At 66.2% G+C, this 22,313-nt stretch carries 25 protein-coding genes; 14 read left to right on the top strand and 11 right to left on the bottom strand.

The genetic code is table 11. The features are described 5' to 3' along the window. The first annotated feature begins 41 nt into the window (after nucleotides 1-41). The gene (locus G452_RS20005) at nucleotides 42-563 is read left to right on the top strand and encodes an Lrp/AsnC family transcriptional regulator (RefSeq protein ID WP_022663277.1); all 522 of its coding nucleotides are present in this window, start codon (nucleotides 42-44) and stop codon (nucleotides 561-563) included. Next, the gene (gene ald / locus G452_RS0115990; protein WP_022663278.1) at nucleotides 563-1,669 is read left to right on the top strand and encodes an alanine dehydrogenase; all 1,107 of its coding nucleotides are present in this window, start codon (nucleotides 563-565) and stop codon (nucleotides 1,667-1,669) included. The genes G452_RS20005 and ald overlap by 1 nt, the downstream gene beginning before the upstream one ends. A gap of 196 nt (nucleotides 1,670-1,865) precedes the next feature. On the opposite strand, the gene G452_RS0115995 is transcribed toward ald, so the two are convergent. The 5 genes from G452_RS0115995 to G452_RS20010 all read right to left on the bottom strand — a co-directional run bounded on the left by G452_RS0115995 (nucleotide 1,866) and on the right by G452_RS20010 (nucleotide 6,543). Then, nucleotides 1,866-2,261, bottom strand: a complete 396-nt coding sequence (locus G452_RS0115995; RefSeq protein ID WP_022663279.1) for a MucR family transcriptional regulator — start codon at nucleotides 2,259-2,261, stop codon at nucleotides 1,866-1,868. 395 nt (nucleotides 2,262-2,656) lie between these two features. Beyond that, on the bottom strand, nucleotides 2,657-3,649 hold the full coding sequence (gene moaA, locus G452_RS0116000; RefSeq protein WP_022663280.1) for a GTP 3',8-cyclase MoaA: 993 nt from the start codon (nucleotides 3,647-3,649) through the stop codon (nucleotides 2,657-2,659). A 5-nt stretch (nucleotides 3,650-3,654) separates the two neighbouring features. Continuing rightward, nucleotides 3,655-4,143, bottom strand: coding sequence for a 5-(carboxyamino)imidazole ribonucleotide mutase (gene purE / locus G452_RS0116005; protein WP_022663281.1), 489 nt, complete (start codon nucleotides 4,141-4,143; stop codon nucleotides 3,655-3,657). A 46-nt stretch (nucleotides 4,144-4,189) separates the two neighbouring features. Further along, the gene (gene purD / locus G452_RS0116010) at nucleotides 4,190-5,479 is read right to left on the bottom strand and encodes a phosphoribosylamine--glycine ligase (protein ID WP_022663282.1); all 1,290 of its coding nucleotides are present in this window, start codon (nucleotides 5,477-5,479) and stop codon (nucleotides 4,190-4,192) included. A 101-nt stretch (nucleotides 5,480-5,580) separates the two neighbouring features. Continuing rightward, entirely contained in the window at nucleotides 5,581-6,543 is a 963-nt protein-coding gene (locus tag G452_RS20010) for a LysR family transcriptional regulator (protein WP_022663283.1), read from the bottom strand. Between the two features lie 148 nt (nucleotides 6,544-6,691). Between G452_RS20010 and G452_RS0116020 the strand changes: the two genes are divergently transcribed. After that, nucleotides 6,692-6,877: a hypothetical protein gene (locus G452_RS0116020; RefSeq protein ID WP_022663284.1), complete on the top strand. Its 186-nt coding sequence runs from the start codon at nucleotides 6,692-6,694 to the stop codon at nucleotides 6,875-6,877. A gap of 162 nt (nucleotides 6,878-7,039) precedes the next feature. Continuing rightward, the gene (locus tag G452_RS0116025) at nucleotides 7,040-7,231 is read left to right on the top strand and encodes a hypothetical protein (RefSeq protein WP_022663285.1); all 192 of its coding nucleotides are present in this window, start codon (nucleotides 7,040-7,042) and stop codon (nucleotides 7,229-7,231) included. A 71-nt stretch (nucleotides 7,232-7,302) separates the two neighbouring features. Here the strand turns inward: G452_RS0116025 and G452_RS20015 are convergent, their stop codons facing one another. Next, nucleotides 7,303-8,331, bottom strand: a complete 1,029-nt coding sequence (locus G452_RS20015; RefSeq protein WP_022663286.1) for a LysR family transcriptional regulator — start codon at nucleotides 8,329-8,331, stop codon at nucleotides 7,303-7,305. Between G452_RS20015 and G452_RS21595 the strand changes: the two genes are divergently transcribed. Further along, entirely contained in the window at nucleotides 8,330-8,569 is a 240-nt protein-coding gene (locus tag G452_RS21595) for a hypothetical protein (RefSeq protein WP_155887784.1), read from the top strand. The two genes, G452_RS20015 and G452_RS21595, sit on opposite strands and share 2 nt — an antisense overlap. Before the next feature lie 5 nt (nucleotides 8,570-8,574). Then, the gene (locus G452_RS21600; RefSeq protein ID WP_022663287.1) at nucleotides 8,575-8,742 is read left to right on the top strand and encodes a hypothetical protein; all 168 of its coding nucleotides are present in this window, start codon (nucleotides 8,575-8,577) and stop codon (nucleotides 8,740-8,742) included. A gap of 113 nt (nucleotides 8,743-8,855) precedes the next feature. Here G452_RS21600 and G452_RS0116040 read toward each other — a convergent pair whose 3' ends face one another. Then, nucleotides 8,856-10,046, bottom strand: coding sequence for a pyridoxal phosphate-dependent aminotransferase (locus tag G452_RS0116040; protein ID WP_022663288.1), 1,191 nt, complete (start codon nucleotides 10,044-10,046; stop codon nucleotides 8,856-8,858). A 179-nt stretch (nucleotides 10,047-10,225) separates the two neighbouring features. Here G452_RS0116040 and G452_RS0116045 point away from each other — a divergent pair, with 179 nt between their 5' ends. Next, the gene (locus G452_RS0116045) at nucleotides 10,226-10,822 is read left to right on the top strand and encodes a DJ-1/PfpI family protein (protein ID WP_022663289.1); all 597 of its coding nucleotides are present in this window, start codon (nucleotides 10,226-10,228) and stop codon (nucleotides 10,820-10,822) included. Between the two features lie 90 nt (nucleotides 10,823-10,912). On the opposite strand, the gene G452_RS0116050 is transcribed toward G452_RS0116045, so the two are convergent. The 3 genes from G452_RS0116050 to G452_RS0116060 all read right to left on the bottom strand — a co-directional run bounded on the left by G452_RS0116050 (nucleotide 10,913) and on the right by G452_RS0116060 (nucleotide 15,226). Next, entirely contained in the window at nucleotides 10,913-11,248 is a 336-nt protein-coding gene (locus G452_RS0116050) for a YegP family protein (RefSeq protein WP_022663290.1), read from the bottom strand. Nucleotides 11,249-11,561: 313 nt separating this feature from the next. After that, nucleotides 11,562-14,174 carry a cytochrome ubiquinol oxidase subunit I gene (locus tag G452_RS0116055; protein WP_022663291.1) on the bottom strand — a complete coding sequence of 871 codons (2,613 nt, stop codon included), beginning with the start codon at nucleotides 14,172-14,174 and terminating at the stop codon, nucleotides 11,562-11,564. Next, nucleotides 14,174-15,226, bottom strand: a complete 1,053-nt coding sequence (locus G452_RS0116060) for a hypothetical protein (RefSeq protein WP_022663292.1) — start codon at nucleotides 15,224-15,226, stop codon at nucleotides 14,174-14,176. The genes G452_RS0116055 and G452_RS0116060 overlap by 1 nt, the downstream gene beginning before the upstream one ends. 205 nt (nucleotides 15,227-15,431) lie before the next feature. On the opposite strand from G452_RS0116060, the gene G452_RS0116065 reads away from it, so the two are divergent. Next, nucleotides 15,432-16,187 (top strand): type III pantothenate kinase, encoded by a 756-nt coding sequence (locus G452_RS0116065; protein ID WP_022663293.1) that lies wholly within the window; start codon nucleotides 15,432-15,434, stop codon nucleotides 16,185-16,187. Nucleotides 16,188-16,194: 7 nt separating this feature from the next. Here G452_RS0116065 and G452_RS0116070 read toward each other — a convergent pair whose 3' ends face one another. Beyond that, nucleotides 16,195-17,016, bottom strand: coding sequence for a substrate-binding periplasmic protein (locus G452_RS0116070; protein WP_022663294.1), 822 nt, complete (start codon nucleotides 17,014-17,016; stop codon nucleotides 16,195-16,197). A gap of 165 nt (nucleotides 17,017-17,181) precedes the next feature. On the opposite strand from G452_RS0116070, the gene eno reads away from it, so the two are divergent. From eno to G452_RS20860, 6 genes are all read left to right on the top strand, one after another. Continuing rightward, a complete protein-coding gene (gene eno / locus G452_RS0116075) occupies nucleotides 17,182-18,480 on the top strand; it encodes a phosphopyruvate hydratase (protein WP_022663295.1) in 1,299 nt (432 codons plus the stop codon). Nucleotides 18,481-18,543: 63 nt separating this feature from the next. Beyond that, nucleotides 18,544-19,416 carry a bifunctional methylenetetrahydrofolate dehydrogenase/methenyltetrahydrofolate cyclohydrolase FolD gene (gene folD / locus G452_RS0116080; RefSeq protein WP_022663296.1) on the top strand — a complete coding sequence of 291 codons (873 nt, stop codon included), beginning with the start codon at nucleotides 18,544-18,546 and terminating at the stop codon, nucleotides 19,414-19,416. 9 nt (nucleotides 19,417-19,425) lie between these two features. Then, nucleotides 19,426-19,935 carry a DUF3592 domain-containing protein gene (locus G452_RS0116085; RefSeq protein WP_022663297.1) on the top strand — a complete coding sequence of 170 codons (510 nt, stop codon included), beginning with the start codon at nucleotides 19,426-19,428 and terminating at the stop codon, nucleotides 19,933-19,935. Between the two features lie 9 nt (nucleotides 19,936-19,944). Continuing rightward, entirely contained in the window at nucleotides 19,945-20,808 is an 864-nt protein-coding gene (locus tag G452_RS0116090; RefSeq protein ID WP_022663298.1) for an SDR family oxidoreductase, read from the top strand. A 97-nt stretch (nucleotides 20,809-20,905) separates the two neighbouring features. Then, nucleotides 20,906-21,304, top strand: a complete 399-nt coding sequence (locus tag G452_RS0116095; protein ID WP_022663299.1) for a cupin domain-containing protein — start codon at nucleotides 20,906-20,908, stop codon at nucleotides 21,302-21,304. 71 nt (nucleotides 21,305-21,375) lie between these two features. Then, nucleotides 21,376-22,275, top strand: coding sequence for a helix-turn-helix transcriptional regulator (locus G452_RS20860; RefSeq protein WP_022663300.1), 900 nt, complete (start codon nucleotides 21,376-21,378; stop codon nucleotides 22,273-22,275). Nucleotides 22,276-22,313 lie beyond the last annotated feature (38 nt).

Consider the following 22,313-nt stretch of genomic DNA (forward strand, 5'->3'; position numbering starts at 1 on the left):
CTCGGCAATTTTCATATAGCAAAGGTCGTCGTGAAGTGAAAATGAAGAAAGCACCGGATCAGCTGGACATGAAGATCGTCTCGGCGCTGTCGGACGACGGGCAGATGCCCGCCGGACAGGTGGCCGAGCGACTCGGCGTGACCGCGCCCACAGTGCGTTCCCGCCTGCGCGGGCTGCTTTCGTCGAGCATGCTGCGCGTGGTCGGCGTGGTGGACCCCTACCGCATGGGCGGCATGACCGTGGCCCTGGTGGGCGTGACGTTGCAGAGCCATTCCCAGCTGGGCGAAAAGCTCGACCAGATCGCCGCGCTGGAAGGGGTCAGCTGGACCGCCGTGGTCACGGGCCGCTACGACATCATCGTGGAAGTCATCCTCACCGAGGAGATCGGCGACCTCTATCGTTTCCTGGATGAAGACCTCTCCCGCGTGGGAGGCATCGCCTCAAGCGAATCGTTTGTGATCATGAAGGCGCGTCGCAAATGGACCTACCTGCCCAAGAAATTCCGGCGGCTGTTCGCCGGCGGGATCAGGCCCACGGCCGCACAAGACGAAAGGAGCGCGTAATGGTTATCGGTATTCCCAAGGAAATCAAGAAGATGGAAAACCGGGTGGCCATGACCCCCGGCGCGGTGCAGACCCTGGTCCGCCAGGGCCACAAGGTTCTCGTGGAAGCCGGAGCCGGTCTCGGCAGCGGCTGCACGGACGAGCAGTACGAGGTCGCCGGAGCCGAGCTGGTTTCCGCCGCCGAAGCCTGGGGCGCGGAAATGGTCATCAAGGTCAAGGAGCCGGTGGACACCGAGTACGGCTTCCTGCGGGACGATCTGCTGCTCTTCACTTACCTGCATCTCGCTCCGAACCGTCCGCTCACCGACGCGCTGCTCGCCTCCGGGACCACTGCCGTGGCCTACGAGACGGTCAAGGGCCGCGACGGCTCCCTGCCCCTGCTGACGCCCATGAGCGAAGTGGCCGGACGCATGGCCACCCAGGTCGGCGCGCACTTTCTGGAAAAGGCCCAGGGCGGCCGCGGCGTGCTGCTCGGCGGCGTGCCGGGCGTGAACCCCGGCATGGTCCTGGTGCTCGGCGGCGGCGTTGTCGGCGCCAACGCCACCCGCATCGCCGTGGGCATGGGCGCCCGCGTGACGGTCATGGACGTGAGCCATGCCCGCCTGCAATATCTCGACGACATCTACAAGGGCCGCGTGGTGACCATGAGCTCCAACGAGCCGAACATCCGCGAAGCCGTGAAGCAGGCCGACCTGGTCGTGGGCTCCGTGCTCATCCCCGGCGCCAAGGCGCCGCACCTCGTCACCCGCGACATGCTCTCCACCATGAAGGAAGGCTCCGTCATCGTGGACGTGGCCGTGGACCAGGGCGGCTGCGTGGAAACCATTCACGCCACCACCCACGACGCCCCGACCTACGAGGTTGACGGCGTGGTCCACTATGGCGTAGCGAACATGCCGGGCGCGGTGCCCCGCACCTCGACCTTCGCCCTTGTGAACCAGACCCTGCCGTACGCCATGCGCCTTGCGGCCAAGGGAATCGACGCCCTGCGCGACGATGCGGGTCTGGCTCTCGGCCTGAATACCTTCAAGAAGCAGTTGACCTGTCCCGCCGTGGGCGAAGCCTTCGGCCTGGGCAGTTTGACGCCGGAACAGGCATTGGCTTAAGGGACGGAAACCTGTACAGCCTACCCCTCGGCTGCGGCCCGCTGAATTGCCAGCGGGCCGCTTTTTTTTGTGCGCGGAATTACGGAAACAAGGCGAGGGCGGATATGAAATGAAAAGGGCGGAGCGGATCAACCGCCCCGCCCGCCCTTGTCCGGCTCGTTGGGGGACCACTCCTACCAACGGGCAGGAGGGAACGCTACTTCTTGGTCCGGCGCTCCCAGAGCTTCATTTCCTTCATCTTCTTGCGGCGCTCGCGTTGCAGGCTCTTGCAGACCAGCGGCGTCTTCTTGGGGTAGCCCCACTTTTCGCGGTACTCGTCCGGGGTCAGGCCGAACTTGGCCAGATGGCGCTTGGTCAGCACCTTGAAAGCCTTGCCGGATTCGAGGCAGATGATGCTCTTTTCCCGGATGGCTTTCTTGGGATCCACGGGAGCGTCCTGGGTTTCCGCGCTGGCGATGACGCCGCCGTCCATGATGGCACGGATGCCCGTGGCGAGGTTCTGAACCATGGAGGTGATTTCATCCTCGGTCATGGTGCGGACGCTGGCCTGGGCTCGGACGATCTCCAATGCTTCCTTCAGGTGATCTTCCATGTTGCCTCCTTAATGCAATTTAGAGAATCAATTCTGTAGAGCTAATAACGTACCGGATTCGCTATGGTCAAACGAAATCTTCCTTTGTACATTGGAAAATAACGTCTTCACAGTCAATTTGAATTTAAAAAGAACGAGAAAAGCAAGCCTGCAAAGTGTAAAATGCGATGGCGTCGATGAAACTGGACTCCGGACCGAAAATGCGTGGGCTGAGTGGAACGCAAGGGTAACGAACATCCTGCCGAATTGTATGTCCGCTGCATTGCGCCGGGAATTGCGTGCTCCGCCGGGGCAGAGGGCAACATGCTCCGGCCGCGAAAACGAACGGAATGCCGGGACGCTTATGCCTGCGAAGCAACGGCGGTTCGGAAGAGGTCCGGTCGAATGCGGAGCGGCTACCCGCCGATGCTGAGCATGCCCTTGGAACAGACGAGTTCCGTCTCGCGGCGTGCGCGCAGAAGCTCCTCGCCGATGGGCTTGTCCAGGGTGGCCCGGCGCATGACCTCGGCCGCGAAGGGCAAGCCCAGCTTCGGGTGCCGCAGGATGGGGCGCAGGCGGTATTCCTTGTCCGAGAACAGGCAGGTGCGCAGGCGACCGTCCGAGGTCAGGCGCAGCCGGTTGCAGATCGAGCAGATGTGTCCGGAAAGGGGGGAAATCAGTCCCAGTCGTCCCTTGCCGCCCTTGATCCGATAGACCCTGGCCGGGCCGCGCGTGGGATCGGTGTCCTGGACTTCTTCCAGGGGCGCGATCTTCATGGCCCGCTGCAAAATGGCCTCGGAGGGCCAGACCGCATCCGGTCCCCAGCGGCCGCAGCCGCCCATGGGCATGAACTCGATGTAGCGCACGTCGATGGGCTGTTCGCTCGCAAGTTCGAGGAAGGCGGGCAGTTCGTCGTCGTTGATGCCGCGCAGGCCCACGGCGTTGATCTTGACGTCGTAGCCCAGTTCCAGGGCGCGCAGGATGGAGCCGTGCACCTCGTCGAAGAGATCGCGGCCCGTGATCTCGGCGAAGCGCTCGCGGTCGAGCGTGTCCAGGGAGATGTTCAGGCGCCTCAGGCCCGCCTGGCGCAGGCTATCCAGGTGGGGGGCCAGCAGCGTGGCGTTGGTGGTCACGCGCAGGTCGATGCCGGGATGCCGGGCCAGCACCGCGCGCACGAAGTCCGGAAAGCCCAGGCGCATGAACGGCTCGCCGCCTGTGAGCCGGACCTTGGACACGCCCAGGTCCAGGGCGGTGTCGATGATGCCGTGAAGCTCTTCGTAGCGCAGGATGTCGTCGTGCGAGATGAATTTCTTGATCCCGCCCGTGCAGTAGCGGCACCGCAGGTTGCAGCGGTCCGTGACTGAAATGCGCAGATAGCTGATGCGGCGTCCCCGCCGGTCCGCGAGCACCGGGACTAGCCTTCCAGCTCGGCTGCGGCCTGCTCCACGGCCTCGATGAAGCCCTGGCGCTTGGCCCGCAGGCGCGCGGCCAGGTCGTCGTCGTGCAGGGCCAGGATCTGCGCGGCCAGCCAAGCCGCGTTGCGCGCGCCGACCTTGTCCAGGGCCAGGGTGCCCACGGGGAAGCCCGGCGGCATCTGCACCGTGGCCAGGAGCGCGTCCATGCCGCCCAGGGGCGACGCGGTCAGGGGCACGCCCAGCACGGGACGGATGGTCTTGGCGGCCACGGCTCCGGCCAGGTGCGCGGCCAGTCCGGCCCCGCAGATGAAGATCTGGCAGCCGCCCTTTTCCAGCTCGGATACGAGCTTGGCGGTGCGTTCCGGGGTGCGGTGGGCAGAGGTGATGGTGAAGCGGTAGCTCACGCCGAGGGTGTCGAGCACTTCGGCGCAGGGGCGCATCTTTTCCTCGTCCGACGCGCTGCCCATGAAAATGGCGACTTGCGGCATGTCCTCTCCTTGCGCCGCCCAGGCGGCATGAGATGATTCTGCTGTTCTACTTGAGCCTTTTCAGGCCTTTGTCCCCGATGTCACGGCGGAAATGGCATTTGTCGAAACGCACCTTGGCCACGGCCTCGTAAGCGCGCTTCTTGGCCTCGGCAAGATCCTCGCCCAGGGCCGTGACGCAGAGCACGCGCCCACCGGAGGTCAGGGTCTTGCCCTCCTGGTCCCCGGTTCCCGTGCGGGTGCCCGCCTGGAAGACCTTCACGTCCGGTTCGGACTCGGCATCGGCGATGCCCGTGATTTCCATGCCCTTGGGGTAGCTTCTGGGGTAGCCCTCGGCGGCCATGACCACTCCGAGCGCGGCTTCGGGCCGGGCCTTGACCCGGACCTCGGACAGGCGTCCCTCGATGCAGGCGAGCATGATCTCCAGCAGGTCGCCGTCCAGGCGCATCAGCAGGGGCTGGCATTCCGGGTCGCCGAAGCGGACGTTGTATTCGAGCACCTGGGGGCCGTCCGCCGTGTACATCAGTCCGGCGTAGAGCACGCCCTTGTAGGGCTGTCCCTTTTCGGCCATGTGCCGCAGGATGGGCCGGATGGCCAGCTCGGCTGTTTCCTCGAACTTTTCGCGGGGCAGGATCGGGGCCGGGCTGTAGGCGCCCATGCCGCCGGTGTTCGGGCCGGTATCGCCCTCGCCCACGGCCTTGTGGTCCTGGGAGGAAGGCAGCACGGCGTAGTGCCGGCCGTCGCAGAAGGCCAGGAACGAGGCCTCCTCGCCCGCGAGGGTCTCCTCGACCACCACGCGGTCGCCCGCGGAGCCGAAGGACTTGCGGACCATCATGTCTTCCAGGGCCTCCACGGCCTCGTCCACGGTCCGGGCCACGACCACGCCCTTGCCCGCGGCCAGGCCGTCGGCCTTGATCACGATGGGCGCGCCCTTTTCGCGCACGAAGTCGCGGGCCAGCTCGAATTCGTCGAAGATGCGGAACGGGGCCGTGGGCACGCCGGATTCGCGCATCACGGTCTTGGAAAACGCCTTGGAGCCTTCCAGGTTGGCGGCGTAGGCATTGGGGCCGAAGCAGGGGATCTTCTCGCGGGCCAGGGCGTCGGCCAGGCCGAGCACCAGGGGCAGTTCCGGTCCGGCCACCACGAGGTCGATTTTCTTGTCCTTGGCAAAGGAGATCAGGGCGGGAATGTCGTCGTCCTTGATGGGCACGTTCACGCCCTCGGCGGCGGTGCCGCCGTTGCCCGGCGCGCAGTAGATCTCGCTGACGCGGGGACTTTGACGCAGCTTCCAGCAGATCGCGTGTTCGCGTCCGCCCGAGCCGACCACAAGTATCTTCATGGGCATCTCCGTGAGGTGTCTTTGGCAAAGGTGTAAGGGAAACGCCCCCGGAAGGCAAGACGAGCGCGGCTTGCGCCGGAAATGGCACCGGCGCGGCCGGATCAGGGGGCGACAGGGCCTTTGGCGGAACCCGCGCCCGGAGCGGGCGACGCGGCCTTGGCCTTGGCTGCGTCCACGGAGCAGGAATCCGTTTCCCAGACGTCCGCCACCACGGAGCGCAGCGCCACCAGCAGAGGATCGTCCGAGCGGGCGTGGGAATGGACGAGATAGGCCCGCAGGGGAATGGACTCGCGGGGCCAGCGGACCATGAGCCCGGCGGCCTCGGCGGTGCGGGCCTCGTCCTCGCGCACCAGGGAGATGCCCTTGCCCGCGCAGATCAGGTCGTTGACCACGCTCTCGTTGTCCGCCTCGATGGTCTTGGTCAAGGTCAGCTTGCGGCGTTTGAACATCTCCTCGCCGATCTGGTAGCAGGGGCAGTGCGGCGGGGTCCAGATCCAGGGCAGCCGCGCCAGCTCCTTCCAGTCCGCGTTCTCGATGCGTTCGCGCCAGGAGGCCGGGCCCATGATCAGCAGTCGGAAGGAACAGAGCGGCAGAAAGGAGAATTCCACGGGATCGACTTCGTTGAAGATGAATCCCGCGTCCAGGGTTCCGGCGCGCAGAGCTTCCATGATCCGGCCCGTGACGCTGGTGGAGAGGCTCAGCTCCACCTGGGGATGGCGCTCTTCCAGGAGGGCGGCCGTGCGGCTGACGCGCAGGAAGATGGAATCGGTGTTCAGGCCGAGGCGCAGGGTGCCGCGCACCTCGCGGCGCAGGCTCCGCGCCTTGAAGAGCAGGCTCCCGGCGGCGTCCAGGGCCTGGCGCGCGTGCTCCAGCAGCACCCCTCCCTCCGGGGTCAGCTGCATTCCCCTGGGGGTGCGCCGGAAGAGCGGCAGCCCCAGTTCTTCCTCCAAAGCCTTGACGTGCGCGCTCACGGACGGCTGGCTGATGAACAGCCGCTCAGAGGCGCGGGTCAGGTGCCCTTCCTCGGCCACGGTCACGAAGGTGCGCAGATGATAGAGTTCCACGCACCCTGCATACGATCATTCGGCGTGATGCACAATCGGATAATCCGAACCCCCGCTTCGGACAATGCGATTGGATCGTTGGGCGGACGCCGGGCTAGAGTGCGCTTGAAATCGGGGAACCGATGCAACCGCAACCTTGGGGGTCGAGATGAATGCGCGGGAATTCAGGGATCTGGGACTGTTCATCGTGGGCGTGGAGGATTCGGACCGTCTGACGCGGCTGCTGCTGCGGGGCTGGAGCCGGGCCGCGCAGGTGCGCGCGGGCAGGACCAAGGCTGTCTTCTGGGTGGCCATGTCCATTCTCTGCTCCATCGGCATCGGCCAATTGCACTAGCGGGGCAGGGACCGCTCCGGTCGCGGACCGGGACCGCGCCCGCTCCATCGGATAATCCGAACTCCGTGTTCGGAGATTGCGATTGGATGCGGCCGCCCCGGCGGCGCTAGAATCCGGACGTTGCTTGGAAAAAAATCACGAAGCATTCCAGGAGGAAACTGCATGACTCTGCGCACCGTTCGCAATCTGGGATTGTATCTCGTGCGGCCCGAGGGCGAGGACCACGCCCGCTGCATCGAGCCGCTGCTCTACGGCTGGGGCGAAGCGGGCCGATTCTGCGCCATGCAGCTCAAGACCGTGTTCTGGCTGGGCATGTCCGTCTTCGTCTCCGTGGGGCTCAGCCAGCTGCGCTAGGCCCGGCCCGCGGGGGCTATTCGCGGAATCGCGCCGGGCGAGGCCGTCCTGCACGGCCAGGGCGATGGCGTCTACTCCGTCCGTTTCGCAGGGGCTTTTTTCGCGGTTTTGCGTTTCGCCGCAGCCTGTTCCGCCATTTTTTCAGAATCCGGCGCGATCTCGCGCACTTCTCCGGCCTCGTCCGGATTTTCCGCATACATGCCGCGCAGCGGTCCAAGCTGCGCCCCTTCCCACATCTCGGCCACGCAGTGTCGCACGGCGCGGATCATGGGATCCTTTTCCCGCGCGAGCAGGTAGATGAAATAGGCCTGGACCTCGTGCGACTCGCCGGGCCAGACCGCCAGCCCGCCCAGGCGCGAAAGCGTTTCCACCTCGTCCTCGCGCAGCAGGGCCAGCCCCTTGCCCGCGCTCAGCAGCGAACGCACCACGGCCTCGCTGTCCGCCTCGATGATCTGCGCCGGGGTCAGGTTGTGGCCGTCGAAGATCTTGCGCACCAGCCGATGGTACGGGCAGTTGGCCGTGGTCCAGATCCAGGGCAGGGCGGCCAGGTCGGGCCAGTCCGCGTTCTGGAGGGCGTCGCGGAACTTTTCGTGCCCGGCCACGTAGAGCCGGAAGGTGAACAGCGGCATGGCCGCCAGTTCGGTGTAGCGCGGCGGGGTGAAGACGAAGCCCGCGTCCCAGTTGCCCGCGGCCACCTGCTCGGCGATGCGCGCGGAAGTGGAGTGCAGCAGGGTCACGGCCACGCGCGGGTGCTTTTCCATCATGCAGGAGAGCAGCGCGTTCAGCCGCAGGAAGTCCACGTCCGTGTTCAGGCCGAGCTTGAAGTTGCCCACCAGCTCGTCGCCCATGGCCCGCGCCAGGAAGACCAGCTCCCGCGCCGAGGCCAGGACCGCGTCGGCCTTGGGCTTGAGCGCGTCCCCTTCCCGCGTCAGCTCCATGCCTCTGGCCGTGCGCCGGAAGAGCTTGACCCCCAGTTCCTTTTCCAGGGCCTTGATGTGGGCGCTGACCGCGGGCTGGCTGACGAAGAGCCGTTCCGAGGCGCGGGTGAGGTGCTTTTCCTCGGCCACGGCCACAAAGGTGCGAAGCTGGTAGAGTTCCATGTCCCTCTCCTACGTTGTTTCCGGGACGGGTTCAATCGCTGCGGGGCGTTGCCACGGACGATCGGCGCGCGCGGAGGCCGCTTCGGCGTCCGGCAGCCGGGTTCTGCGCGAAGCGGGGATGATCAGCAAAACTGAAAATGCAATGCGTAAAAAAGTGATTGGATTTTTCGTCGTCGCGCGGGCAAATCGAAATCAAGAGAGCAACGCGGCATTTCGCCGCGACAAATATCGGAGGTAAAAAGCATGGAAATGGTCCGCTATCTTGTGAGCCCCGAAGGCTCCGGCCTGATCTGGCAGAGTGAGCGGTTCTCCAACCGTTTCTTCCAGTCCCGCGCGGCGGGAACCCTCAAGATCCTCTTCTGGGTGGGCGTGTCCGTGGCGGTTTTCGCCGGGCTGAGCCAGCTCCAGTAACCCCGCAAAAGAACGCCGCGGCCACCTGACGGGCCAAGGCGTCCTTTCTTATAAATCGGCCCCGGAACCTCTCGGTTCCGGGGCTGTCGCATTTCCGAAGTCTGAAGGCCGCTCTAGCGGAAGCGGGCCGCGGCGCGCTGGAAGCCCTCGGCGCTGCGCTCGATGATGGACTTGTCGCAGCAGAAGGCCAGGCGCATGAAGCCGGGCGTGCCGAAGCCCCGTCCGGGCACCGCCAGGATGCGCTCTTCCTGGAGCGCGGCGCAGAAGGCCACGTCGTCCCCGCCGGGAACGCGCGGGAAGAAGTAGAACGCGCCCTTGGGCGTGGCGTACTCGATGCCCGCCGCGTCCAGCACGGCGGCCATGGCCGCGCGCCGCTCGGCGTAGACGCCCGTGTCCACCTGGGAGCCCAGGGACCGGGCCATGAGCCGCTGGCCGATGGCCGGGGCGTTGACGAAGCCGAGGATGCGGTTGGTCAGCACGAGGCCGGCCATGAGTTCCTTCTTGCCCGGCATGTCCGGGTTCAGGGCCGCGTAGCCCACGCGCTCGCCCGCCAGGGCCAGGTTCTTGGAGAAGGAGCTGCACAGCACGGTGTACGGGTAGAGGCCCAGGGCCGGGGGAACCGCCGCGCCGTCGTAGGTCAGGAAGCGGTAAGGCTCGTCCAGGAGCAGGAAGATCGGGCGTTCGCGGCCGGCGGATTTGCGCGCCAGCAGGTCGGCCAGGGCCTGCATCTGCCCGGCGGTGTAGATCGCGCCCGTGGGGTTGTTCGGGGAGTTCACGAGCAGCACGCGGGTCTTGTCCGTGATGGCCGCTTCCAGGGCTTGCATGTCCGGGGAAAAGTCTTCGGGATGGGTGGCCACGGGCTTGAGCACGCCGCCGTGGTTCTCGGCGTAGAAGCCGTATTCCACGAAAAAGGGCGCGAGGCAGATGACTTCGTCGCCCGGCTCCAGCACGGCGCGGTAAAAGGCGTTGATGGCTCCTGCCGCGCCGCAGGTGATGATCAGATCATCGGCCGTGAGCGCCACTTCCTGCTCGCGCACGAGGTGGGCCGCCAAAGCCTCGCGGGCAAAGGGATAGCCCGCGTTGGGCATGTAGCCGAAGATCATGGGCTGATCGGCCTGCCCGGCCAGCTCGCGCACGGCTTCGACCATGACCGCGGGGGGAGCCAGGTCCGGGTTGCCCAGGCTGAAGTCGCAGACCGCGTCTTCGCCGAATTTGCGTTTGAGTTCGGTCCCGGCCTCGAACATTTTCCGAATCCAGGACGCCCGTTCCAGATACCCGCTGATCTGCGATGACAAGATGCTCATGAGCCTATCCGTCTCCTGTCGGTTGTGGTGTGAGCGGGCAGGATACGCAAAATCGCGGCCGGAAGGAAGCGTTCGAGAGGGGCCGGAGAAATATTGAATTTTACGTTCGGCGTTGCTATTGGAACAGGGGATTTTACTTTTGTATTCACGGTTCGCAACGCAACAAGGAGTATGAAACGATGAAGCGCATGTTGTCCTGTCTGCTGCTGTTCCTGTTCTGCATCGTCTGCGCGCTTCCCGCCCTCGCCGGGACCGAGGGCAAGAAGGCCGTGATGATCGTGACCTACAACGGGTTCGAGGATACCGAATACAAGGATACCCGGGCCAAGCTGGAGGACGCGGGCATCGTCGTGTCCGTGGCCGCGGCCGAGCTGGGCACGGCCAAGGGGCAGAACGGCAAGAAGGTCGAGGTGGACCTGACCCTGGCCGACGTGAACGTGGCCGACTTCGACGCCGTTGTCTTCATCGGCGGCAAGGGCTCGCGCACCCTGGTGGACAGGCCGGAGGCGCAGCGCATCGCCCGCGACGCCATGGACCGGGGCATGGTGCTCGGCGCGATCTGCTATTCGCCCGTGGCCTTGGCCAAGGCGGGCGTGCTCGAAGGGCGGCAGGCCACCGTGGCCGACGGCTGGTCCGGGCCGCAGATTCTCAAGGCCAACGGCTGCGACTACAAGAATTCCAGCGTGGTCGTGGACGGCAAGCTGGTTACGGCCAACGGCCCCAAGGCCGCCAAGAAGTTCGGCGCGGCTGTGGTCGAGGTTCTGGCCGCCGAGTAGTGGCCCCGAGGAGCGGGCCGCCGCGTGAAAAAGCAAAAGGCCGATGCGGGGACGATCCGCATCGGCCTTTCTTGCTGGCGAAATAAGGGATCAGAGCGTCTCGTCGCGAATGTCCGTGGTGGGGCCGTTGGTCTTGACGGATTCGATGCCAGTCTCCCGGGCGCCCGCGCTGGAATACATTTCGCTGGTGCCGATGACCTGGTGGTTGGCGGCCTTGAGGTTGAAGTAGGGCTGGCCCGCGGTGCTGTCCTTGCGGTCGTAGCGCTCGTCCAGGGGGCTGTTGGTCTGCACCGAGGCGATGCCGTTCTCTGCGGCGCTCTTAGTGGTGTACATCTCGCTGTTCAGGATGATCTCGTGGTTTCCGGCCTTGAGCAGAAAGTAGAACTGGTCGTTCTTGGATTTTTTCAGCACATAATATCCCGCCATGATTCCTCCGTTTGCTTTCGCGTCCGCCGCTGCGGCTTCCGCATGGACTATTCACGAATACTCCGTTCAAGGGGCGAGCGGTGTTATAATCTCGCATCGGCGAACCTTGTCCTTGCTTCGGCATTGCAGCCCCGCCAGTCGAAGCGGCCGCTGCAACCGCTGCCCGGTCATGTTTTGCCGCGCCCTGCCGCGTCGTCGGCAACGAAAAAGGGGGCCTTGCGGCCCCCTTGCGGTTTCGTTGCGGGATTGCGGTCCTGTTGGCGTCCGTTGACGATCCGTTGCGGTTCGCCCTGGTCCGCAGTCCTGTCGCGGTCTATTGCAGTTGGTTCTCGTGGTGCGCGCCGTAGTCCATCTTCACGGTATGGCAGACGCAGCCGCCGCCCGTGCCCATGGTTCCGGCCTCGCCCTGGAACTGGAGCGGCGGGATGTTGTCGCGGTCCGCGCCGTAGATGTTGCGCGCGGGGTAGATGGCATGGGGGCTGTTGTGGCAGCCCGCGCAGGCGATCACGCCCATGTCGTCGTGGCGGTTGCGGTAGAGCATGTCGCCGCCCTCGGTCCACTTGTTGAACGCGTCCAGGCCCGGATCGGTGAAGTTCACGTGGCAGTTCAGGCAGTCCGGCTCGTTCAGCCACGGGATGCGCGGCTTGATGTCGTCCGCGACCTCGTAGTTGCGGGGCTTGATCTGGCTGAGCAGCAGGTCGCGGCCCTTCTTGCCGTCCTGCGCGCGCAGCAGGGAGATGGCGTGATCCTCCATGGTTCCGTGGCAGTCCGTGCAGGTGGCGAAGTCCGCGTGGCGACCGCGCAGGCAGCGGGTCGGGCCGTCCTCGCGGTTCGGGTGGCAATAGGTGCAGGCCTCGGCTCCCCTGTCGGTCAGGTATTGCGCGTGCAGCCCGTGCAGGGCCGCGGGCAGGTTCAGCAGTTCGGGATTGCCCTTGGCACCGAGCACCGGGTCGGGGTGGCAGCTCTGGCAGAGCACGGGCTTTCCGGCCTTGGCCCGTTCCACGAGGTCGGTTCCGTTCATGCGGTCGTGCACGCTGATGACGTCGCGTCCGGTCGCGTCGGAGATGCCCGCGAGGCCGCCCACCTTCCAGGGGCCGCCGTGGCAGTTCTTGCAGCCCATTTCCGTGGAGGTCGGGGCCACGACGCGCGTCTCGGCCAGGAGCTTGCCCGAGGCGTCGTGGGCCTGGATGGTGAAGAGCGGGTAGGGATTGTAATCCATGTCGTCCGGATAGGGCACCACGGGAATCAGCTTGGCCTCGAACCAACCCGCCTCCTGTTCCAGCTTCATGTCGCCGTTCATGCCGTTGCCCGCGAGGCCCACGTTCTTTTCCAGGGGCGCGGGCAGGCCGAAGATGGCCTGGGCGTAGTCCCAGAACTCGGAGTGGGCCGAGGGGTTGGCGAATTCCGGCTGGGCGGCGTAGCTCAGGGTCACGCCCTCGGTGACCAGGGTCGGCGGATCGCCGCGCTTCACGAGCTGGGCGAAGATGTCGTTGGCCGGGGGCAGCAGCACCCAGTTGCGGTCCGAGTCGGAAATGCAGTGCATGCCCAGGTTGTTCCAGGCCAGGAGCACGTATTCGTCGTTCTTTTCCGGGATGTCCAGGGGCAGGTCCACTTCCTCGAAGACCTTGTTTTCCTCGCCCGTTCTTCCGTGCAGCCCTTCCACGATGTACGCGGCCAGGGCCTTGCGTTCGTCCAGGGTGCCCATGAAGGGCGGCATGTAGCGGTTGACCTTGCCCAGGCCGTCCAGCATGGCGTCCATGCCCGTGAGCGAGAATTTCGCCGTGCGCGGCAGAATGTCGTTCATGGGCCCGGCGATGGAATGGCAGCTGGCGCATTCCAGCTGGAAGAGGAATTCGCCCGCCGTCACGGGATCGGCCACGGGGTCGAGTCCTTCCGGAGCCCACTTGGCCCTGGCGATGGCTCCTGTATCGTTGATGCTCTCGACCTCCGTCCGGAGGATGGAGTTGGAGTAGATCTCGTTCCAGATCAGGTAGGGCTTGCGTCCGGCCTCGCGGATGAATTCGAAGGAACCCGCGAGCCCCAGGCCCAGGGCCAGGATGACGAAGGCGACCGGGAAGGACACGGAACGGGGCATGCGCACGGCCATGACCAGGCCGCTGAGGACCACCAGGGGCGAGAAGACCCAGAAATAGCGGAAGAACACGGACACCCGGTGCGACTTGGCCACGATCAGGGCGTGCTGCGGGTCGGGCATGGCCGCGACGTACCACCAGCCGGAAAGCAGGAAGAGCGCGAAGGGGGCCAGGGTCCAGAGCGCGCAGATGCGCACCATGCGCGTGCGCGCGGCCTCGTCCTTGATGCGGGTGGCCGTGAGGAAGCCGAAGAGGCCCGCGATCATGAAGGCCAGGAAGCTGCGGAAGAAGAGCGACGGCCAGAACGAGGGGTTGAAGAAGCCGTCCCAGAAGCTTTCGGTCTGGGTCCAGTCTCCCGGAGTGAGCATGTAGCCGATGATGCCGTTGACCAGGAAGAGCGAGAGCCAGGCAAAGGCGAAGTAGAGCCAGCCCACGGCCATGTGCTGGCTCCGGTTGAGCCGCTTCCAGCCGTAGAAATAGACGAGCAGGGCCACGATCTCGCCCAGGAAGCAGACCCACTCCGAGGCCCAGCCGAAGACGAAATGGTGGATCAGGGTGATGGTCGCCTGGGGCGAGAGCAGGGCGATGGTGAACCAGATGCCCACGCCCGTGACCCCGCCGAAGACCATGGTCAGCAGGAGGAAGAATTTGGAGTGCTTCTTGACGTATTCAAGGATGTCCGGGGAGTCGTGACGATAGGCGTAGCGCTCCGTGAGCACCAGGAAGAGGCCGCCGCCCACGGCGAACTGGGCCACGTAGACGTGCACCGTGGCGATGAGCGCGATCCAGAAGCCCCCGCCCAGGGTCGTCAGTTGCCAGATGGGATATTCCATTACGCGTCTCCTTCAACGTTCTCGGGTCGGACGTAGATCCGGATCATCCAGACCACGCAGGGCAGGCCCACGGCCAGGAAGAAGAGGAAGAGCATCAGCGTGGAATACTCTCCTGTGACGGGCAGGTCCGAGGAATCGAACCAGGGGGCGAGGTAGAAGGCCCGCAGCAGGTGCCGGGTCACGGCCATGAAGACCACCGTGGCGACAGTGAGCCCCGCCGCCAGCAGCGGCTTTCTGCGCAGTCCGGCCCAAAGCAGGCCGACGGCCCCGGCCAGCGCGGCCAGAAGCAGGGCCGAGGCCATGGTGTCGCCGCCCATGAACTTGAGCAGGATGGGCCGGGGCAGGGACATCAGGAACCACGCGCCCACGACGATATTGAGCATGGTCGCGCGGGCGAACCACTTCATCCCGGCGGCGGTCCTGTCGGCGTCCTTGGCGAAGTGGCCCATGAGCGCCACGAAAAGCCCGCCCACGGCCAGGGAGGCGACCATGAAGTGCAGGTAGCGGGGCGCGAGGGCCGGGTCGTCCAGGTTCAGGAAGGACGCGCCCTCCAGCTTGAAATAGTCGAGCCACTTCTCGGGCCGCAGCATCAGGGTCACGTTGTTGGAGAACATGAACCCGATCCAGAGCATCATGCAGAGGCTGGCGAGCAGCAGCACGGAGCGGGCTCCGCCGAGGGCGTCGTACTTGAAATCATAGATGTACAGGCCGTAGTAGGCGGCGAGCAGCAGGCCGATGACCGCCAGCCAGTAGCCGGCCATGAGCACCGAGCTGGTGTAGTCGAACTGGCCGTAGACCACCTGGAGGAAGAGCAGCGGAGCCACTCCCAGGTTGATGGTCAGGGCCAGGATCGTGGGCATGCGCTTGGAGAGCGTCCGGGAGAGGCCGCTTCCGGAGGCGCCAAAGTGTCCGGCGAGGCTGATGGCCGCGCAGCCCACGGCCACGTTCATGAACAGGATGTGGATCACGAAGGTGGCCACGAGCAGAACGTCGAACCACGGTCCGGGGATGGGGATCGGGTCCACCACGGGTATCAGCGTTGTCGGGTCCATTCCGTTCACTCCTTGCGTTTCAGGGATTCCGTATTCCCGCCTGCATATCGCAGCCGTCTTTTGCTGGCAACTGCTGAAAGCGATATTCTTGATAAATCCCTACCTGATAGGCCGGAAAATAACGCCCGCTTGCCTTTTCGGGCGGGCAGGGTACTCTCGGCGGATCAAGCGGCAGGGAGCCGAACGAGGTGCGGAAGTGAGCGAGATGGTTTTGTTGGCGGACCTGGGCAATACGAACGTGAAATTTCGGGCGGCGGACAAGGAGCGGCTCCTGGGCGAACGGAGCTGCGCCGCGCCCACGCGCGAGCCGGAAGCCTGGCTGGGCGCGGCCCGGAAAGCCCTCGCGGATGCGGGCGCGACGGCCGCGCGGCTGGTGGCGGCGTCCGTGGTGCCGGGACGCGTGGCCGACCTGCGCTGCGTGGCGGGGCTGCTGGGGCTGGACTGCCTGCTGGTGCCGCGCGAACTGCCCCTGGACATCGAAAACCGCTACGCGCGGCCCGACGAGGTCGGCGCGGACAGGCTCGCCGTGGCCTTTGCCGCCCGGCGCACCTGCGATGCCGAGCGCATCATCGTGCTCGATTTCGGCACGGCCACGACCTTCGACTGCGTGCGCGGGGGGGCCTACCTGGGCGGGCTGATCTGTCCGGGCGTGCGCTCGTCCATCCGCTCCTTCACCGAGGACACGGCCCAGCTTCCCAGCCCCAGCCTGGAGGTCGATCCCACGGGGCTGCGCATCGGCGTGAGCACCATGGACAGCCTGAACCAGGGCGTGGTCTACGGCTTCGCGGCCATGGTCGAAGGGCTGGTGGCCCGGCTGGAGCGGCCCCTGGGCGGCCCGGCCAGGGTGCTGGCCACGGGCGGCTACGCCGAGATCATCGCGCCTGTCTGCCCGGCCATCCACGAAGTCCGGGGCGATCTGGTCCTGGAGGGCTTGCGTCTGGCCGCGTACGACCGCGCCTGATGCGGGCTCATTCCTTGACGGCGGGGCAGGCCTCGCCCAGCCAGCGGCGCTGGATGCCGTCCAGGAGGCCGTCGGCCCGCGACTCGCGGATGAAGTCGTTGAGCGCTTCGAGGATTTCCGGGTGGTCCTTGCGGATCATCACCGAAAGCTCGAATTCGTAGAGCGGGGGGCCCACCGCACGCAGCCGGAGCGGGTTGAGCCCGTATCTGTACATGGAATAGGGCAGGACGTGCCTGTTGGCCACGATGGCCCGCACGCGTCCGTCGAGCAGGAGCTGGTAGAGCTGGCGGTCCGTTTCCACCCCGATGCTCGCAATGGCTCCGGAGCGCAGCAGGGGATCCAGGAGGCCGTAGCCGAATCCCCGGATGACGCCCATGGGCACGCCGCGCAGGTCTTCGGGGCGTTCGTAGCGGAGCGGGTCGTCCTTGAGGGTGTAGATGGAATCCGCCGTGGTCCAGAGCGGCAGGGAGAAGTCGAATCCGCCGGTGACGAGTCCCCCGAAAAAAGGGCTGTGCAGGGCGAAGGCCACGGGCTGCTTCCGGGCCAGCCAGTCGTTGGCGCGCACCCTCGGCAGGCGCACGCGCTGCATCGCATATTGCGGATATTTCTTTTCAAAGGCGTCGAGCAGGTCCACGAGCATTCCGTGCCCGCCGTATTCCGTGGAGGTCTTGCCCGCGTTGCCGGAGAAGAACGGCATGTAGCTGGTGGTCGGGAAAAGCATCACGTACTCGTCTGGGGAGCCGCCCGGCTCCAGGGCCGCGGCTTGCGGCGGGAATGCCAGGAGCAGGCCTGCCAGGGCGAGGAGAAACGCCAGTTTCGAGAGATGCATCGGTCGTTTCTATTCGACATGGCCGCATTTGGAAAGAGGCGGCATGCGTGCGGCGCGCAAAAAAAAAAAATCGCATCAATCCCCTTGCAGCGGTTTGAGGGCCTGAAGGAAATGGGTTACTCTCGCCGCGACACAAACGCACAGAACCTTTTCAAGGAGAAAATTATGACTACCATTTCCGCCGTCTGGGCGAGAGAAATTCTGGATTCCCGAGGCAATCCCACCGTCGAGGTCGAGGTCGTCTACGAATCCGGCGCTTCCGGCCGCGCCGCCGTTCCTTCCGGAGCCTCCACCGGCTCGCGCGAGGCGCTGGAGCTGCGCGACGGTGACAAGAAACGCTACGGCGGCAAGGGCGTGACCAAGGCCGTGCAGAACGTGCAGGACGAGCTTTCCAGCATCGCCGTGGGCATGGACGGCCTGCGCCAGGTCACCCTGGACAACGAGATGATCGAGTTCGACGGCACCGAGAACAAGGGCCGCATGGGCGCCAACGCCATCCTCGGCGTGTCCATGGCCAACGCCCGCGCCGCCGCGGGCTTCCTGGGCCTGCCGCTGTACCAGTACCTCGGCGGGGTCAACGCCAAGCTCCTGCCCGTGCCCATGATGAACATCATCAACGGCGGCGAGCACGCGCCCAACAACCTGGACATCCAGGAGTTCATGATCATGCCGCTCGGCGCGGAAACCTTTGCCGACGCCCTGCGCATGGGCGCGGAGACCTTCCACGCGCTCAAGGCCATCCTGGCCAAGGACGGCCACGTCACCAGCGTCGGGGACGAGGGCGGCTTCGCCCCGAACCTGAAGTCCCACGCCGAAGCCTTCGAGTACATCATCCGGGCCATCGAGGCCGCCGGATACGCTCCGGGCCGCGAGATCGCCCTGGCCATCGACGCGGCGGCCAGCGAGTTCTACGACGAGAAGAAGGGCAAGTACGTCTTGGCGGGCGAGGGCAAGGAGCTGACCTCCGAGGAACTCATCGACTTCTACGCCGACCTCGTGGACCGCTTTCCCCTGGTTTCCATCGAGGACGGCCTGGCCGAGGGCGACTGGGACGGCTGGGAGCTGCTGACCGCGCGCCTGGGCGAGCGCATCCAGCTCGTGGGCGACGACATCTTCGTGACCAACCCGGACATCCTGGCCGAGGGCATCGACCGGGGCGTGGCCAACTCCATCCTCATCAAGCTGAACCAGATCGGCACCCTCACCGAAACCCTGGACACCATCGAGCTGGCCAAGCAGGCCGGATACACCACAGTGGTTTCCCACCGTTCCGGCGAGACCGAGGACGCCTTCATCGCGGACCTGGCCGTGGCCGTGAACGCCGGGCAGATCAAGACCGGCTCGCTCTGCCGCTCGGACAGGCTGGCCAAGTACAACCAGCTCCTGCGCATCGAGGAGGAGCTGGAAGAGGACGGCATCTACTACGGCCCGATCCTGGCGGAATCCTGGTTCGGCGAGGAATAAAAGACAACGACACCTGCGGGGGCGCCGTCACGGCGTCCCCGCTTTTCTTTTCAGGGGATGAGCATGACGACGATTCTTGACGGCAAGAAGACCTCCGCCACGATCCGCGCGGAAGTGGCGGCCGAGGTGGCTGAACTCACGGCGCAGCAGGGCCGCGCGCCCGGACTGACCGTGATCCTCGTGGGCGAGGATCCCGGCTCCCAGGTCTACGTGCGCAACAAGGAACGCGCCTGCGCCGAGGCCGGGATCGTCTCCGTGGCCCACAGACTGCCCGCGTCCACGACCCAGGCCGAGCTGGAGGCGCTCGTCGATGCGCTGAACGCGGACGATTCCGTGGACGGCATCCTGCTTCAGCTGCCCCTGCCCCAGGGGCTGGACTCGCAGAAGCTGCTGGACCGCATCGATCCGGACAAGGACGTGGACGGCTTCCATCCCGTGAGCGTGGGGCGGCTGGCCCTGGGCCTGCCGGGCTTCCGCTCCTGCACGCCCGCGGGCGTGATCGAGCTGCTGGACCGCCACGGCATCGACCCGTCCGGAAAGAGGGCGGTCATCGTGGGCCGCTCCAACATCGTGGGCAAGCCCCTGGCCCTGCTCCTGATGCAGGGCTGGAAGGGCGGCAACGCCACGGTCACGGTCTGCCACACGCGCACCCCGGACCTGAAGAAGGAATGCCTGGACGCGGACATCCTCGTGGCGGCCGTGGGGCGGCCCCGGATGATCAGCGGGGACATGGTCCGCGAGGGCGCCGTGGTGGTGGACGTGGGCATCAACCGCACCGAGGAGGGCCTCTGCGGGGACGTGGACTTCGAGTCCGCAAAGGAAAAGGCCGCGGCCATCACGCCCGTGCCCGGCGGGGTCGGACCCATGACCATCGCCATGCTCCTGAAGAACACCCTGCGGGCCTACAAGCTCCACCAGGGCCTGGAAGCCTGGTAGGCGGCGCGGATGCCGATCCACGAGGGCCTGTTTCGCTTCAGCCTGCTGCTGCTCTTCGTGCCCGTGCTGCTGGGCGCGGGCTTCGGGTTTTTCCTGACCTGGAACGGCCTGCGCCGCCGCGCAGAGCTGCGCTCCTGGCCCAGCGTGGAGATCCGCGTGCTCTCCAGCGAGGTGGAGAGCACCGAGTACCGCAGTTGGTATTTCACCCGGACCCGGTCCTGGGATTTCATCATCGATTTCGAATACGACTATGCGGGGCGGGACTACCGTTCCCGGGTGCGCCTGGAGGCGGACGTTCCGGGCGGGGGCGAGCCCGATCCGCAGGTGCTGGAAAACGCCATCGCCCAGGCGCGCAGGCGTCTATTGGAAAAACTGGTCATGGTCAGGGTCAACCCGGACAATCCGTCCGAGACGGCCTGGATCAGCGAACCGGCGGGCCGGGCACAGCTGCGTCTGGCGGTTTTCGCCGCTGCCGCGCTCTGTTCCCTGGCCGTGCTGTTCTCGATATTCACGAGCTGAGGAGGCATGATGGGCAAGATTCTGGTCACCGGGGCCACGGGCAACGTGGGCGGCGCTGCGCTGCGGGCGCTGTTGGACAAAGGCGCGGACGTGGCCGCCGCCGTGCATGATCCCGCCAAGGCCGAAGCGCTGCGGAAGGCAGGGGCCGAAACGCGGCTCATGGACCTGGCCGACCCGGACAGCGTGGCCAAGGCCCTGGAGGGCGTGGAGCGGCTGTTCTTCCTCCTGCCGCTGCATCAGGAAATGCGCCGCTGGGGGGCCGAGCTGCTGCGCTGCGCGCGCGAGGCGGGCGTGTCCCTGATCGTGCGCTCCTCCGGCATGGGCGCGGACCTGAGCGCCCACTACCAGCTCGGCAAGCTCCACGGCGGGGTGGACGCCGAGATCGAGGCTTCGGGCGTGCCGCACGTGATTTTGCGGCCCTGCACCTTCATGCAGAACTATCTGCACCTTGCTCCGCTGCTCAAGGAGACCGGCGTGCTGCCCGTGCCCGAAGGCAAGGGGCGCAGCAGCTTCGTGGACGCCCGCGACGTGGGCGCGTGCGCTGCCGAGGCCCTGCTCCGGCCCGACGATTTCGCGGGCACGGTCACGGTGGTCACCGGGCCGGAAGCCCTGGACAACTACCAGGTCGCGCAGATCCTTTCCGGCGCGAGCGGGCGCGAGATCGCCTACCGCGAAGGGGACATCGAGGAAATGGGCATGTTCCTGGAAGGGGCGGGCTTGCCGGAGTGGAACGTGCACATGATCCTCAGCGTGCACCGCTACGCCCGCAACGGCTACACTTCCTTCGTGACCAAAGCCGTGGAGCACATGCTCGGCCGCCCGGCCACGAGTTTCGCGGACTTTGCGCAGGAGCACGCCGCCGTCTGGAAGTAGGGCTGCAAGAACGTGCAATACGCAGGCCCGGCTTTGGGGCAGAGAGGTTCGGTCAAGCGGCGATGCTTGATCGAACCTTTTGCCGAGGAGCCGGACCATGACGAAGAATTCTGATTTGGCCGCCTGTCTCGCCGCCGGGATGGTGGCGCGCTGCGACGGCACGAGCGCGAACGTGGAATCCCTGCCCTGGAACGCGCATCCCGCGTTTCCGGGCGTGGAGCTGAAGCATCTGGTCACGGGAGCGGACACGGACGGCGGCACCAGCCTGCATCTGGTGCGCATCGCGCCCGGCTGCGCCATCGGCTCGCACGCGCACGACCCGCAATGGGAGGTGCACGAGGTGCTGGCCGGGAGCGGGGCCTGCGTCATGGACGGCCGGGAAGTGGTTTATGCGCCCGGCGTGGCGCGGGTCTTGCCGCCCCGGCTGCCCCACGAGGTCCGGGCCGGGACCGAGGGGCTGCGGATGCTGGCGGTGTTTTCCCCGGCGCTGCTCTGACCCCGCGAGGGGAGCCGGGCGGACGCCTCGTGAGCGGATGCGGGCCGTTTCGGTTTGAACATGGGGACTGCATGGGCGATGCTTCCTGCCGCACGGGCGGCATGCGTTTTCTGCTCGCGCCGGGAATGCCCGGCCTGGAGGTGGTGCGCCTTGCGGGCGCGCCGCGCTCCGGCGGCGTGGGGCTGCATGCGCACGATTCCCTCATCGTCGCGGCGGTGCATGCGGGCGCGCGGCGCTTGCGTCTGGCCGTTCCCGGTTCCCCCTCCTTGAGCGTGGAGCATGTGGCCGGGCCGGGCCGCTGCTGCGTGATCGATCCCGGCCGGATGCACGTCTGCTCATGGGACGCGGGAAGCGCGGCTGATTGTCTTTGCATCAAGCCTATTCTTCTGAAATCATATGGGATTGATTTTGCCGGCGGCGTTTCGGATCCCGTGCCCGTGCCTGTGTCCGGGGACGCCCGTCTGCATGCGGCGGTGCGCGCCTGCGCCGAGGCCTGCGAATCCCGGCCGGAACGGGTCGCGGAGCTGCTGCGCGACGTGCTGCGCCTTTTGGAGGAGCTGCGTCTTTTGGGCGGGCTGGCCCGGCCGTCGCGGGCCGCCGAAGAGATGCCGCCGGATTCCTCCGCGAAATCGCTGGACCGGGCGCGCGCTCTGCTGGAGCGGGACATCGAGGAGTCGGACGGCCCGGCGCGCTGCGCGGAACTGGCCCGCGCCGTGGGGCTTTCGCCTTGGGCGCTCAGCCGGGGCTTTGCCCGCGCATTCGGCGCGCCGCCCCGCGACTACGCCCTGGACCTGCGCGTGCGGGCCGCCAAGAAACGGCTTGCCCAGGGCGATTCTCCGGCGTATGTGGCTTTGGAGACGGGATTTTTCGACCAAAGTCACCTTACCCGGCGCTTTCGCGCCCTGGTCGGCCTGACGCCCGGCCAGTACGCGGCAGCCTTTGGCCCGCCCTCCGATCCGGACGACGAATAAGCCCGGACAGGCGGGGCAGGGCGCACCGCAACCGGAGT

This window comes from Paucidesulfovibrio longus DSM 6739 (assembly GCF_000420485.1).
Taxonomy (GTDB): Bacteria; Desulfobacterota; Desulfovibrionia; order Desulfovibrionales; family Desulfovibrionaceae; genus Paucidesulfovibrio; species Paucidesulfovibrio longus.